Here is a 15,058-nt window from a genome sequence, read left to right as displayed (position 1 = left end):
TCGTTCCTAAATCCAACTCCTAAACCACATACGTAGCCAATAATCTGCTGATGAAAGTGGTAACCCTAAATAAATTGGTAACCAAAAAATAAAAGCAGCTATTGTGGAACCAGTAACAGTCCAACCCAAAATACGCATTGACTTGTAATTACTGCGTAAACAACAATCCACAAACCAGGCTAGAGCCAAAAATACAAATACTAAAGCACTCATATAGTGATAAATAAATACACAGCGACTCACCCTCACCCAAGGCAATAAATTAGCAGCATAATTAATCACTACATATAAACCAATCCAAGTATCCACACTGATATTTCTGGGGATAAATAATCGTTTTTGTTGAATTGATGGAAGAACAATGCCAATAAATACAATTTGTAACAACAATATAATTGCAGTAATTCCAAACCACCACAAAAGAGGATTACCCATGGCGTGAACATCATAAATTACTTTGCCAGATGCAGCTGGTAAGGGTGGTCCAAACACAGGTAGGGGATCCTGAAAACTTTGGCTTTTCTGATAAAAATAAGCCATGGGTCGAGTCATTAATGGCCACTTATACCATGGAGCACAGTAAGGATGAACACTGGAATCATTACCCCCTAAATGAAGATGAAAGTTCAAAATTTGTTGATGAACTTCTATAAATCCATAACGACGATCAAGTTGGAGGTGGGGAATCCAAATCAAACTATATGTAATCAGGGGAATAACTCCTAAAAAAAATCCCATCTGCCAAATATTAATCTGGGTAATTTTTGCCAGGGGAATTATCACCATATCTGGCTCGTTTTTCACCCTTAATTCTTCGTTTGATTCTTGATGGAATCCTTGGTTTGGTTCATTTTTGCCAGGTTGTAACCACCTAATTATCCAGCCCACTATCCACATTCCATAAACACCTAGTAGAAACCACAATCCATTCCATTTTGTGGCTAAGGAAGCACCAAAGCAAATTCCTGCTACTAGTAATTTTATTAATTTCTCCCACTTTTGCCCAGGTCTTTTTTCTAATGCCAACAATAAAAACCATTGCCCAAGTAAGCCAAATAATACTATATATATATTACTCAAAGCATAACGAGATTCTACTAAAAATAAACCATCTAAAGCTGTAAATAAACCTGCTAATAGTGCAAAACCACGACGATAACTTAACTGATAACTCAAAAAAATAGCTATCACCGGAATCAAAGAACCTGTTAATGCGTTTGCCCAACGATAACTCCAAGAAGATAATAGGGAACCCGTCAAACTATTAAGACTATTTTGCCAGAAGGGAATATGACTACCTATCCAAATTCCTAGACCAATTAGGTACTGACTCAAGGGAGGATGAGCATTAAAAAATGGCGTTTTTGTTAAATAGTTGTTGCCAAATTGTGCAAAGTAAACCTCATCAAACACCAAGGTATTAAATCTAGCCAATCCCCAAAACCGTAAACCGACGGCGAATATAAATATTCCTAGTATACTGAGACGAAATGTTCTTTTGGTCATTATTTTTTCATGGTTAAGTTAAATTTAATCCTAACTTAGCTTTTTTGTGATATAACTGTGATATAATAAGGCGCTGTTGGCTATCGTCCCACTCTCTCTAAAGCTATAAATTTTTCCCTGGGATAACCGAGAAAAATTAACCATAATTTGAGATAATATAGCAGATTTTAATCAGGGTGTTAATGATCTATTACCGCGCTCTATGGATAACCCGGAGTATAACTCTCTGGGTATATACCAGTTCAAGGTCAAATCGAAAATCCAGAATTTTCTGGTGAGAGCATAAAAAGTCAATTTTTTCTGACCGGGATATTACCAATTAATAAGAGTGATCTATCATTATGACCAAGTATGATAAAATATTTAATTCCTCAGCATTTACAACTGAATCCCTAAATTCAGAGGAAGCAGTAGCAGCTATAGCAATTATTAGTGCAGCTGTTGACTGTACTATAGAAGATATAGACACGGAAAGTTTAGCGGATATCTTACTAGAATTTCAGGTTTTTGATGGGTACTCCCAAGAGGAAATCTTAGAAATGGTCAATAGACTAGTAATTATTGCTCAGGAGGAAGGATTAGGTTCCCTATTTAATACTGCCAATACAAGTTTAAAAAGTGATATAGTTTTGGATGCGTTTGCTGCTGGTGTAGTAATGCTATTGGAAGAAGAGAGTATGACCATACCCAAGGAAAAACAGTCATACATCAAACAACTACAACAAGCCTTAGAATTGCAGGATATAGAAGCTGAGGAAGTTATTAGAGAGGTAATAGCAGTAATAGAAGATCCACAAGAATTAAAACAACCGGAAATCATAGTAGATGAATTAGGACAGGAAATATACCAATCTCCTTCAAATAATTTCAGAGTTGTTGTACCTGTAACATCAGAACGAGGAGGAAAAATTGTTAGTCAACAGGGAATGGTTGGTTTCTCTGACAGTGGGGGAACTTTTATCAGAATTGATTACTATCCCCTTACTAAAGAACATTTAGAAACTATGGAGGAACAAGGACAAGAAACATATCTCCACTCTGTTTTAATTGAAAGATATTTACCTCAAGCTATTTTAAAACATATCCCGGGCGCAGAAATTAAGTATACTGAGTACCTACAGGATAGCTTACTCCAAGATACTTTAAGTAGTTATTATTATGTATTAGTGGACATGCCTAAAGGCTCAAGCATTTCCCAAAGGGAAAACAATGGTAACCCAACAAGACTAGATGCGTACCGTGGCTTATTGACATTCACTAATGGCAATTTTCTGTATATAGTTAGCAGTCAACGAACATTTTTTACTGGTGACCTTCGAGGTTCCATTCTAGATGAAGCTGAGGACATGAAGCAGAATATTTTAGAGTTTATTGAGACCATGGACTTTGGAGATAGTTAGCTGCTCAATCCTCCTAGTGACAATTCCCATGGATAGAATCCATGGGGATTGTGGGAGGACTAACCATTACTAATACTAAGCAGGAGCACTAACTAGTACCAAGTCACGGGTTTCTGCTTTCTTCACCTTCACCAAACCATCGTCATCAACATCCACAATGGCCTGGTCACCTTCTCTAATCTCACCAGACAAAATGGCCTCCGCTAAGGAATCCTCTAATAGTCTCATTATGGCCCGACGTAATGGTCTAGCACCATAACTAGGATCATAGCCTTCCGTAACTACTAGGTCTTTAAATGCTTCTGTCACCTCTAACTTAATCCCTTTCTCTTGGAGACGCTTAGCAACTTCCTCAAGCATGATCTGGGAAATTTCTTTGACCTCGTCTTTATTCAACTGACTGAAGACGATAATCTCATCAACTCGATTGAGAAATTCAGGACGGAAATAGGACTTAAGTTCTTCGTTGACTAGATTGCGAATGCGATTGTAACTAGCGTTGGCTTGATTATCAAATTCAAACCCTAAACTCATACCACCCTTTTCAATTACCTTAGACCCAATGTTGGATGTCAAGATAATTAGGGTGTTCTTGAAGTCCACTTTCCTACCTTTAGCATCCGTAAGATGACCGTCATCTAGGATTTGCAGTAACATATTGAACACATCGGGATGTGCTTTCTCAATTTCGTCAAATAGCAGCAATGTATAGGGTTTACGCCTTACAGCCTCCGTCAGTTGTCCACCCTCATCGTAGCCTACGTAACCTGGAGGTGAACCAATCAATTTGGAAACATTATGGCTTTCCATGTATTCGGACATATCTAAACGAATCATGGAATCTTCCGCACCGAAGAAGTAGCTTGCTAAAGCCTTAGCCAGTTCAGTTTTGCCTACCCCTGTAGGTCCACTGAAGATAAAACTAGCTATAGGACGATTAGGACTTTTTAACCCCACTCGGGCGCGACGAAGAGAACGGGAAACTGCTGTGACTGCTTGTTCCTGTCCAATTAGTCTTTTATGCAGGGTATCTTCCAGATGCAACAACAACTCAGATTCAGATTCGGTCAGTTTATTCACAGGTACTCCCGTCCAGGAGGCTACTATTTCAGCAATATCCTCTTCGTCTACCTGGGGAATGGTAATCTTGGGCAAATTTTGTGCGATCGCTAGTTGGGTTTGTAAATCTAGCTCTTCCTGACGCAGTTTACTAGCCTTGCCAAAGTCTTGAACTCTTACTGCTTCCGCTTTCTCCTGGCTAGTATTTTTCAGTTGTTGTTTCAGCTCTTTATTATCAATGATTCGGGAGTGCCTTAACCTTACCCGAGAACCAGCTTCATCTATTAGGTCTATGGCTTTATCAGGGAGAAAGCGATCGCTGATGTACCTATCTGATAACTCAGCTGCAGCAATAACTGCATCATCGGAAATAGTTACTTTGTGATGTTGCTCGTAAGCACTGCGCAGACCTCGAAGGATTTCTATAGTTTCTGCTACTGATGGTTCCCCTACCAAAATTGGTTGAAAACGTCTTTCTAAAGCTGCATCCCGCTCAATATACTTCCGATACTCATCCAAAGTGGTGGCACCGATACATTGTAGTTCACCCCTGGCCAGGGCGGGTTTGAGTATGTTAGCCGCATCCAAACCTCCTTCCGTACCGCCAGCACCCACGATGGTATGAATTTCATCAATCACCAAGATAATATTGCCGACGGAGCGAATTTCTTCCATCACCTTTTTCAGACGCTCTTCAAAATCTCCCCGGAAGCGTGTTCCCGCAACCAGCAAGCCCATATCCAGACTAATTACCTGTTTATTCAGCAATATTTCAGGAACATCCTGGTTCACAATCCGTTGAGCTAAACCCTCGGCAATTGCGGTTTTCCCTACCCCGGGTTCACCAATTAACACAGGATTGTTCTTGGTGCGACGACCCAATATTTGTACGGTGCGTTCAATCTCTTTTTGTCGACCCACTACCGGATCTAACCTCCCCTGTTGGGCCAACTTGGTGAGGTTACGTCCAAATTCTTCTATACTAAGATTCTGGTTGCGTCTGGGGTTGTCTTGACGACCAGCAACCACTCTATTATCTTCACCCAATATACTCATCACTCTGCTGCGTACTGTCTGCAGTTCAATCCCAAGACTCTTTAACACCTTGGCTGCAACCCCTTCTCCCGCATCAGTTAATCCTAACAATAAGTGTTCTGTATTTATGTAGTTGTGACCAAGACCGTGAGCCTCTCTAAAAGACTGCTCAAATAGACTCTTGACTTTTGGTGTAAAAGGGATTTCGGGCGGGACGAAACCAGAACCCCTACCGATAATTTTTTCAACCTCCCGACGCGCATCCTTGAGGGTGACACCCAAATCTGTCAGAACCTTCGCCGCAACGCCTGTTCCTTCCCCTATTAAACCCAGGAGAATTTGTTCTGTGCCGACAAAGTTATGACCCAGGCGGCGTGCCTCCTCCTGCGCTAACATAATTACCCTAATGGCTTCGGATGTGAAGTGTTCAAACATAGCGGGTTCTCTCTCCGATACTTTTGCTAACTACTGCTAACAAATACACTAATCGATTTTATTCAACCTGTGCCAATTAGCATAAGTGGGTAAACTCCTCGTAGACCAATCTCGGTTCCTAGACTTGATATTGCTCATCCTTGGATGTTGAAGGAATAAGGTTATCAAGGAATTTGTACTCAACCAAAAGAACCTAGCTTCTGCTGGCATTTCTCCCTACTTAGGATGAATCGCAGATGGTTGTTCGTTGGTTTAGTTGGTTTAATAGTACCACTTTGATCCGAAATTGGGCAATAGTCTTAAAGACACTGGAATTACATCCAGAATATCCTTATTTAACCATATTTGGCAGTGGTGAGAGCCGTATTAACCTGGATGTGGTAGCCGTCATTAACTCCCATCCCTATATTATAGGTCTGGTATGGTATGCTTTGTATTTGTTATAATAATATAACAATCCTCAATAGACCAGGGGTGTGTCAATTACTTCTGCCCCTTAAATCCGTAAATTTAGGTAATATTTATGACAGATGCTTCTCCCTCCAAGGAACAAAATCACCCCCGCTATCACAGCGATCGCCTGACTATTAATAGTCTACTATCTGAGGAGAAAACAGATTATAATTTAGCGGAACTGGCTCGACTAAAAATCAGATATCAGGGTTTTCCAGGAGCTCGGGACCTACAGAATGATTTAGACCGCATTTTGCAACTCTGGGGTTTGACTGCGGAAGAACTCTTTGTCAAAACACGAGCCATTCACCATGTAGGCGGGATTTACAAAAGTCGTGCTAAAAGAGAGGAAGAAGATTGGAATTAGACCTATGGTTCCTGGGAGGATGGCAAAACTGGCTCTGGTAATAACTCGGGTACAGGGGTAATTTCTGTCACCGGATTGGGAGTTGCAGGAACGGAAGGAACCACTCGATTTTCTTGTTTTTCCAACTTTTCTGCTTTTACTCCATGATTGCTAAATCCTAAATCGGAGGTTGTTTCTGACTTAGACTGACCCTGATTGATTGATAGTTTAATCGAGTCTAAAGTCAAGGCCACTTTTGTTTGTTCCTGCATATCCCCCGTGGAAGATAGCAACTTATTCAACCCATTCACCAGTTGCAACAAATTTTGCCGGAATTTAGGATCTCCCGTTAACTCATCTAAATCAGATGTGATTTTTTGAGTATTTTCAAAGGTGACTCTTGCCGCATCCAGTGTCTGCTGTAATAAAACTATGTTTTTAGGATCTGCTAAAGTCTTACTAGCATCTTTTAAACTAATCGAAGCCTCTGCTGCATTAGCTGAGAGAATCTCCAGGTTTTTGAGTATATCTCCTTGGGTTAATCTGGTTACGGCTGGTGACAGCGCATTAACTGTTTGCCTCAATTGATTGCTTGTTTCGTTAATATTATTCAAAGTACTGACTAATGCTGAACGATTTGTAGTCAATAAATCATCGAGATTATTAATTAGTTTACCCGCTTGCTTTGCTGCTGTACTGAAATCACCAGCGGTTGTATTTATCTGTGCTGCTGTTTGTTTAGTAGTAGCAGTGAGTTCATTAGTTGCACGTTGAATAGTCACAGCAGTATCAGAAAATTTTCCCACTTCTCCCTGAAAACTTCTGCTGGCAATTTGTAATTCTCGACTTAGCTTAGCTATACTAGCCGCTGCATCTGTGGAAGTAATTAACAAACGATTAATATTATCGTAAAACTGCTGATTTCCATATCTATCAGCAAAATCCGACGACTGTCTAATTAGTCTGTCAACACTAGTGCCAATTTGACCCCTTAACTTACCGGACTGATGACAGATTATCAAACCGGGATTACAATCCTTATCCAGGGGTTTAGCAGTGTTAGGATCTAAGGTAACATCACCTAGGGGAGTAATATCAACAATACTTTCACTGATTAAACCACTTTGATTAGCTTCTATTCTGGAATCGGCGGGTATTAGCAAATTAGGGTCATTGATTTCCAGCTCGACTTCCACCGCATTTGGTTTAGTAGTCATCCTGGCAATACTACCCACTTTCACCCCGCGATAGCGGACAGGATCGCCTTTTTGCATACCTCCAGCATCAGCAAATTCCACTATTACCTGATAGGAACTACGTCCTGGAGTCACTCGATTTAGCCATAAAAAAATAACACCAAATGCTCCCAAACCAATTAGGAATATTAATCCTACTGCACCTTCCCTAAAAGTCCTTGTAGTCTTGAATCCACTCATTCAATCCCCCTTTCATACTGGTTATTAGCCAATCACCTGAATTGGTCCCTGGATACTACCACTCATAAATTGTCTGATTAACTGATTATCAGTGTAATCTATTTCACTTATTTTACCTTGCCATTGTACCTTGCCTTGGTAAAGAAATATTAACTTATCCGCTGTGCGTCTGATTGTGCTATCCTGGTGGGTAACAATGCAGTAGGTACTACAAACGCCTTGAGTATGTTGCAAGTTACGGATTAAATCTTCTATAACGGTAGAAGCGATTGGATCAAGCCCAGCAGTAGGTTCATCATATAGTAGAACTTCCGGAGTATCACGGGGATAGTCGGGATTGGACATGATAGCACGGGCAAAACTTACCCTTTTTCGCATCCCACCAGAAAGTTCCGAAGGGTAAAGATTAGCAATTTCAGCTGATAACCCCACCATTTCTAATTTTTCGTTGACTAGGTTGCGAATGCGATTGGAGGCCAGTTTTGATTTTTGATATAATAGGAACCCCACATTTTCATCTACATTTAAGGAATCAAACAGGGCCGCCTGTTGAAATACCATGCCAATGCCAATGGGGTCTTTATTATCTTCAATTAAACCATTGCGTTTTTTTCCTTGAATATAAATTTCTCCTGCATCAGGTTCTAGTAGGCCTGCTATAATTCTTAGGATGGTTGATTTTCCCGTTCCTGATGGTCCAATAATTCCGAGTGCTTCTCCTCTGTAAATTTGTAAATCCACACTGTCTAAAACCCTGGTTCTTCCAAATGATTTAGAAACACCTCTCAGTTCAATCAAGGGTTGGTCTGACATACCGGATGATCTCACTAAGGATTCGTACTTGGGCAATTGGTTGTTAGTCATCGTAAATTAACTCTAAATTATATATCCTAACTGTGGTTTTTAAAAACCACCACCCACCCTATAGTTTGCGATATTCCCAGGGATTAATAAATTCATCATCACCCCAAATTCCTATTTTTTGTCTTTGGGCCTGGGTTTGTGCCTGTAACATAATATCTTTACTACTACATAGTTTCATGTATTCCGGATGGACTTTTGCCAAGCCTTCTGTCAATAAAACTTCTTGCACTAAAGTATCATCTCTCAACCGCAATTCTATAACTTTTCTACCATATTCGTCCTGGTCAACAACATTTATTTTCACCCTACGCCCTGAATTTTTAATCAATTGTGCCAGACGATTTTTTGCCCTTACCCCCCAATTAAACTGATTCATATCCCGCCTTTTTTTACTCCTCTTTTGCTTATGGGAATGGGGTATCTCTGGTGCATCTATACAACCCAGTCGTACTTTGTGTTTTTCTCCACTACCATCTCTTAATATCAATGTGTCTCCATCACTTACTTTCTCTACAACGTCTTTAATATTTGTATTCTCAAATAAGGACATGTTACAACCTGATATTACCATAAACCCTACCAACATACTGAGACTAGTAAAAGTCCTAATCAAGAACTGACTCATTCTCTTTCTTGTCAAATACTAATTTGTATTTTTTCCACAAGTTTTTTGTCGCTGCGCCTCATATAATATTAAAGAGGCAGATATAGCCACATTTAAGGATTCAACTTGAGGGCTAAGAGGTATTTTAACTTGTATATTTGCCATTGTTGCCAATTCATCTGATAAACCAGCACCTTCATTGCCCAGTAAAATAAGACTGGGTAAAGACCAATCCACTTGCCAATAGGTTAACTCAGCGGTTGGTAGGGTAGCAACCACTTGCATACCTCCTCGTTGACAATCTTGTACAGTGTCCTTTAGGTTGTGACTCACCTGCTTTTTTAAGCGAAACCACTGGCCAGCAGAAGCCCGCAAAACCTTAGGATGGTCTAAATCCACACTATCATTACTTAACCATAAACCGGAAGCATCCACAGCAGCAGCAGTACGGATAATAGTTCCCAAATTGCCTGGATCCTGAATAGTTTCCAGAGCTAGAGCCAACCCCGTCATGGGAATGGGGTGATCCTCACAACGTTTGACCATGGCCACCACACCATCCGGTTGGACCGTGGTGGCCATAGCTGCTAAAACCTCTTGGCTGACTATTTCTGTACGATGACAAGCATTACAAACATTTTGCCACAATTCCGAATGGGAATTTTGCCAATCCATAGTGCAACAAACCGTTTCCAACGGGTAATTTACACTACAAGCCTCTGTAATTAAATGGGTTCCCTCCAACACAAACAACTGTTGTTTATGTCTCTCCTTAGGGGAGTGTAACTTACGGATCTGCTTAACTAGAGGATTTTGTAAACTGGTCAGCACAACACTCCAAAGGACTAATAATTGCCCGAATGCGGAACCCGGGACTTGAACCCGGAAGCCTTACGGCACTAGAACCTGAATCTAGCGCGTCTGCCAATTCCGCCAGTTCCGCACATTACATTTAGTATTTTACCGCATTTCACTGCTGACTTAATATGATGACGTAAATCTTGGGGATTGTCAAGAGAACTAGTAAACTTTGCTGTAGAATCTAAAACTGAACGCGAACACCTATGACCGTAAATCTTAAAGGAGGTAGACTTATTAATTCTCCTAGCACCCTGTCAGATACCCAAGTAGACTCCTCAGTCTTAAAAATTTGTGGTGGATATTCCCTGGAAGGGAATGTAAGAATTAGCGGGGCCAAAAATTCAGCCCTGGTAATCATGGCTGGAGCTTTGCTTTGCTCTGGAGATTGTCGGATTAGTAATGTCCCTTTGTTAGCGGACGTAGAAAGTATGGGGCAAGTTTTAACTGCTTTAGGTTTATCCGTGGAAAGGCATAAGGATACACTGAATATTAATGCTAGAGATATTACCACATCTAAAGCACCCTATGAACTGGTAACCCAGTTGCGGGCAAGCTTTTTTGCCATTGGTCCAATTTTAGCTCGATTAGGTGTAGCACAAATGCCTTTACCAGGAGGTTGCGCTATTGGTGCCAGACCCGTTGATCTACATGTTCGCGGACTACAAGCCATGGGAGCAGATATGGAGATTGAACATGGAATTTGTCATGCCCAGGTTACTGGTAACAATGGTAGATTACAAGGTGCGCGAATTTATTTAGATACTCCCAGTGTTGGTGCCACAGAAACCTTGATGATGGCTGCTACTCTAGCTGATGGAGAAACCATCATTGAAAATGCTGCCCGAGAGCCAGAAGTAGTAGATTTGGCTAACTTCTGTAATTCTATGGGGGCAAAAATTCAAGGTGCGGGCACAGGTACAATTACCATCGTCGGTGTTGATAAACTGCACTCTACCGAATATAGTATTATTCCTGATCGCATTGAAGCAGGTACATTTTTAATTGCTGCTGCGATTACTCACTCCGAATTGCTGCTATCTCCAGTTAAATCAGACCATTTAATCCCTGTAATTGCTAAGTTGAAAGATATTGGTGTGTCCATCCTCCAAGAAGGTACAGACTGCTTGCGGGTAAAACCTGCACAAAAACTCAAAGCTACCAACATTGATACTTTACCCCATCCAGGGTTTCCTACAGATATGCAAGCGCAATTCATGGCACTATTAAGCATAGCTGATGGTGATAGTATTATTAACGAATCGGTTTTTGAAAACCGGTTGAGTCATGCTTCTGAGTTAAACCGGTTAGGAGCGGAAATTCGCGTTAAGAGTAATACGGCATTTGTTCGGGGTGTACCAATATTATCAGGGGCACCAGTTATCGGTACAGACCTAAGAGCATCCGCAGCACTAGTGTTAGCCGGTCTTGCAGCACAAGGAGAAACGATTATTCAAGGACTAAAACATTTAGATCGTGGCTATGATAGATTAGATACTAAATTACAGCAAGTTGGGGCAAAAATAATCCGTACATAAAACATAAGTAATCGCGGGTATGTAGTTTTAAATAGGACTTATTGTGATAACAGCAAGTCCTAATTTTTCCTAAGCTTTAACTACATCCCTCCACATATCCCACCTCTGGTAGCTTACCCGACCTAAAGCTAGTAACCTGCTTACCATCGGTTTCAAAAACCACGCGATACTTGTTGTCTGTCTGTTCTTTAGGAACAAAAATCAAATAATGTCCCTTGGGATTATATTCGTGGGTTTTAACTTCAATTTGTTCAGGAGGGTAAAGGGATTTGATTTTTTCTTCTGTGTCCCCAATTTTGGCACCTGAAACCGTAGTGATTTTTGGACTGTTTATATCTATCCTAGCAATGGCATCACTGGTGATGTTTTGCTGACGACCTTTTTCCTCATCTTTAGTGACCATAAAGGATATACCTTTGAGTCGCCCTTCTGCTTCAAGATAATAACAACTATCATTACCAGCATAGGAAACATATAGGCGGGTTCCCTGAGCAGCAGCAGCAGCTTCAGGAATATTCATTCCTACCCTTACTGGTCCAATACCATTGATACTTAACTGCGCTTGGGAGTTAGGCTTGGTTTTGGGAGTTTCTGGCAAGGTATTTTCCTTGACTGGTTCTTTAGTATCTGTGGACTGAGGTTGGGGATTTAAGTTGGTGCTGGGAGTTTCTGGTGCAGTATTTTGCCCTACAGACTCAACACTAGTAGTGGTACTACCCGTAGACTGGGTCTGCATCCTGGTTTGGGCAATAACTACACCTATGGTAAAAATGGCAACTGCTAGCCCCATGGCAATGAGGAAAAGCATTTTCCTTTTTCTGATTTTAATATTCATGAACTTCCGTAAATGTGACAATAGTAAACATAATTATCTTAAAATATTGTTAATTTCTACCCAACCCCGGATCTCCAATTTAACCAGATCTCTAATTTAACCTCAGTTTCTAACCCCAAAACCATTATGGCTATAGGCTACGTCGCACTTGTACTCCATGCACATTTACCCTTCGTTCGTCACCCAGAAAGTGACTATGTGCTGGAAGAGGAATGGCTATATGAGGCCATTACAGAAACATACATTCCTTTGCTCAAAGTATTTGAAGGATTGAAGCGGGATGGCATCGACTTCAAAATCACTATGAGTATGACACCACCATTGGTATCCATGCTCCGTGATCCCTTATTGCAAGAACGCTATGAACAACACCTAAGTAAGCTGGAAGAATTAATAGAGTTAGAATCAGAACGCTATCTTCAGCATGGACATTTGCATTATTTAGCTGAACACTATGCTACTGAATTCAATGAAGCACGCCACGTCTGGGAAAAATACAATGGTGATTTAGTTACAGCTTTCCAGGAATACCAACAAAGCAATAACTTAGAAATCATTACCTGTGGAGCTACCCATGGGTATTTACCCTTAATGAAAATGTATCCCCAAGCCGTATGGGCGCAAATTCAGGTAGCCTGTGAGCATTACACAGAAACTTTTGGTCAACCACCCAAGGGAATTTGGTTACCCGAATGTGCCTATTATGAAGGTTTAGAGCGAATGCTGGCGGATGCTGGACTAAGATATTTTTTGACCGATGGTCATGGTATTTTATATGCTCGTCCCCGTCCTCGCTTTGGAACTTATGCTCCTATTTTTACAGAAACAGGAGTAGCAGCTTTTGGTCGTGATCAAGAATCTTCACAACAGGTATGGTCTTCGGAAGTGGGTTATCCTGGTGCTGCTGAATATCGGGAATTTTACAAAGATCTCGGTTGGGAAGCGGAATATGAATACATCAAACCCTATATTATGCCCAATGGTCAGCGGAAAAACATAGGGATTAAGTATCATAAAATCACCGGACGTGGCTTAGGTCTTTCCGACAAAGCCTTGTATGATCCTTACTGGGCTAAGGAAAAGGCCGCAGAACATGCTGCTAACTTCATGTATAATCGGGAGAAGCAGACCGAACATCTACATGGTATTATGGGTAGACCCCCAATTATTATTTCCCCCTATGATGCGGAGTTGTTTGGTCATTGGTGGTATGAAGGTCCTTGGTTTATTGATTATCTATTTCGTAAGTCCTGGTATGACCAGGGGACATATCAAATGACCCATTTGGCAGATTACTTACGAGATAATCCCTATCAGCAAGTTTGTCGTCCCTCCCAATCTAGTTGGGGTTACAAGGGTTTCCATGAATACTGGTTAAATGATACTAATGCCTGGATTTATGCTCACTTACATAAAGCTGCTGAAAGAATGATCGAACTTTCTCGCCTTGAACCAGCGGATGAACTACAGTGGAAAGCATTGAATCAAGCAGCACGGGAATTGTTGTTGGCACAATCTTCTGACTGGGCATTTATTATGCGTACAGGAACAATGGTTCCATACGCGGTAAGAAGAACAAGGTCTCATTTGATGCGGTTTAACAAAATTTACGAAGATGTTAAAATTGGCAAGGTTGATAGCGGTTGGCTAGAGAAGGTTGAGTTAATGGATAATATTTTCCCTAGCATTAATTATCGAGTTTATAGACCTGTTTAGTTTGCTGTTGGGTATATTTTAATTATAGCTTTAGCCATAATGCTATATGAAGGGTTAATGGGTAGCTACTCAACTCGCTTCCACCCCCCTTTTAAATGGCTACAGCTATAATGAACAAATGAACAAGGGCTTCTAACCTTTGATGCCACTGCCTGTATCTGTAGGCACAATAAACTTCTGTAAAAATAAGAATAAGAGTAAAACAGGAGCAACGGAAATAATTGACCCAGCAGCTACCAATCGCCAATCTAAGGAAAATGTACCTGCTAATTTAGCTACCCCTAGTGGTAAGGTATATAGGCTTTCATCCTGGATAACAATTAATGGCCACAGAAAGTCACTCCAAGCTCCAATAAACACAAAAATTGCCAAGGTGATTAATGCTGGTTTGATAGCTGGTAGCATGATGAACCACCATAATCCCAATTCGGAACTACCATCTATACGAGCAGCTTCTTCTATTTCTTTTGGCACTCCCATAAAAGCTTGTCTCAACAGAAATATACCGAAAGCAGAGGCTAAACTGGGAAAAATCATTCCTAAATAACTGTTGGTTAAACCCAATTGAACGGTGATGATATACAGGGGAATCATCACAATCTGAAAGGGAATCATAATTGTGGAAACAATGGCAATAAAAATGGTATTTCTCCCCAGAAATGAAAGTCTAGCTAGGGGATAAGCTGCTAGGGAACAAAACAATAGGTTCAAAACTACTGTTAATATGGCTACTAAAAAACTATTGTATAGATATTGTCCAAACGGTAAGGACTCCCAAACCCGGACGAAGTTATCTAAGGTGGGTTGAAGGGGTAAGAGTTTTGGCGGAGTCTCTAAAAGATTCTCCGTAGGTGATTTTAAAGCAGTACTAATTAGCCATAGTAAGGGAAAAAGAGTCAAAAGAGCGATCGCCAGTAATAGGGCGTATACACCAAAAATTTGGATGGGAGATTTTCGGGTGTTCATAGGTTGT

General features: G+C 40.7%; 13 protein-coding genes and 1 tRNA gene. 5 read left to right on the top strand and 9 right to left on the bottom strand.

Going from position 1 to position 15,058, the window contains the following annotated elements; genetic code table 11:
- Positions 1–6: 6 nt before the first annotated feature.
- Positions 7–1,506 (bottom strand): dolichyl-phosphate-mannose--protein mannosyltransferase, encoded by a 1,500-nt coding sequence (locus tag C6N34_RS00915; RefSeq protein ID WP_115538896.1) that lies wholly within the window; start codon positions 1,504–1,506, stop codon positions 7–9.
- 341 nt (positions 1,507–1,847) lie between these two features.
- Here C6N34_RS00915 and C6N34_RS00910 point away from each other — a divergent pair, with 341 nt between their 5' ends.
- On the top strand, positions 1,848–2,906 hold the full coding sequence (locus C6N34_RS00910; protein WP_115538897.1) for a tellurite resistance TerB family protein: 1,059 nt from the start codon (positions 1,848–1,850) through the stop codon (positions 2,904–2,906).
- Between the two features lie 75 nt (positions 2,907–2,981).
- Here the strand turns inward: C6N34_RS00910 and C6N34_RS00905 are convergent, their stop codons facing one another.
- Positions 2,982–5,435 carry an ATP-dependent Clp protease ATP-binding subunit gene (locus C6N34_RS00905; protein ID WP_115538898.1) on the bottom strand — a complete coding sequence of 818 codons (2,454 nt, stop codon included), beginning with the start codon at positions 5,433–5,435 and terminating at the stop codon, positions 2,982–2,984.
- A 236-nt stretch (positions 5,436–5,671) separates the two neighbouring features.
- Here C6N34_RS00905 and C6N34_RS00900 point away from each other — a divergent pair, with 236 nt between their 5' ends.
- Entirely contained in the window at positions 5,672–5,881 is a 210-nt protein-coding gene (locus C6N34_RS00900) for a hypothetical protein (RefSeq protein WP_057177806.1), read from the top strand.
- A gap of 77 nt (positions 5,882–5,958) precedes the next feature.
- Positions 5,959–6,255, top strand: a complete 297-nt coding sequence (locus tag C6N34_RS00895) for a DUF3288 family protein (protein WP_115538899.1) — start codon at positions 5,959–5,961, stop codon at positions 6,253–6,255.
- Positions 6,256–6,257: 2 nt separating this feature from the next.
- Here C6N34_RS00895 and C6N34_RS00890 read toward each other — a convergent pair whose 3' ends face one another.
- The 5 genes from C6N34_RS00890 to C6N34_RS00870 form a co-directional block, all read right to left on the bottom strand.
- The gene (locus tag C6N34_RS00890; RefSeq protein WP_057177808.1) at positions 6,258–7,670 is read right to left on the bottom strand and encodes an MlaD family protein; all 1,413 of its coding nucleotides are present in this window, start codon (positions 7,668–7,670) and stop codon (positions 6,258–6,260) included.
- A 24-nt stretch (positions 7,671–7,694) separates the two neighbouring features.
- Positions 7,695–8,483, bottom strand: coding sequence for an ABC transporter ATP-binding protein (locus tag C6N34_RS00885; RefSeq protein WP_006275565.1), 789 nt, complete (start codon positions 8,481–8,483; stop codon positions 7,695–7,697).
- Between the two features lie 109 nt (positions 8,484–8,592).
- Positions 8,593–9,159, bottom strand: coding sequence for a thermonuclease family protein (locus tag C6N34_RS00880; RefSeq protein WP_057177809.1), 567 nt, complete (start codon positions 9,157–9,159; stop codon positions 8,593–8,595).
- Positions 9,160–9,177: 18 nt separating this feature from the next.
- Complete coding sequence (locus tag C6N34_RS00875) at positions 9,178–9,969, bottom strand: TrmH family RNA methyltransferase (RefSeq protein ID WP_096547706.1); 792 nt, start codon at positions 9,967–9,969, stop codon at positions 9,178–9,180.
- Between the two features lie 30 nt (positions 9,970–9,999).
- Positions 10,000–10,081: transfer RNA gene (locus C6N34_RS00870), tRNA-Leu, on the bottom strand.
- Positions 10,082–10,202: 121 nt separating this feature from the next.
- Here C6N34_RS00870 and murA point away from each other — a divergent pair.
- On the top strand, positions 10,203–11,534 hold the full coding sequence (gene murA / locus C6N34_RS00865; protein ID WP_115538900.1) for a UDP-N-acetylglucosamine 1-carboxyvinyltransferase: 1,332 nt from the start codon (positions 10,203–10,205) through the stop codon (positions 11,532–11,534).
- Positions 11,535–11,610: 76 nt separating this feature from the next.
- Here murA and C6N34_RS00860 read toward each other — a convergent pair whose 3' ends face one another.
- Positions 11,611–12,369, bottom strand: coding sequence for a hypothetical protein (locus C6N34_RS00860; RefSeq protein ID WP_115538901.1), 759 nt, complete (start codon positions 12,367–12,369; stop codon positions 11,611–11,613).
- A gap of 126 nt (positions 12,370–12,495) precedes the next feature.
- Between C6N34_RS00860 and C6N34_RS00855 the strand changes: the two genes are divergently transcribed.
- Positions 12,496–14,085, top strand: a complete 1,590-nt coding sequence (locus tag C6N34_RS00855; RefSeq protein WP_057177812.1) for a glycoside hydrolase family 57 protein — start codon at positions 12,496–12,498, stop codon at positions 14,083–14,085.
- 132 nt (positions 14,086–14,217) lie between these two features.
- On the opposite strand, the gene C6N34_RS00850 is transcribed toward C6N34_RS00855, so the two are convergent.
- Positions 14,218–15,051, bottom strand: a complete 834-nt coding sequence (locus tag C6N34_RS00850) for a carbohydrate ABC transporter permease (protein WP_057177834.1) — start codon at positions 15,049–15,051, stop codon at positions 14,218–14,220.
- Positions 15,052–15,058 lie beyond the last annotated feature (7 nt).

Source organism: Cylindrospermopsis raciborskii Cr2010 (assembly GCF_003367075.2).
Taxonomy (GTDB): domain Bacteria; phylum Cyanobacteriota; class Cyanobacteriia; order Cyanobacteriales; family Nostocaceae; genus Raphidiopsis; species Raphidiopsis raciborskii.
This window is presented reverse-complemented; position numbering and strand designations above follow the sequence as displayed.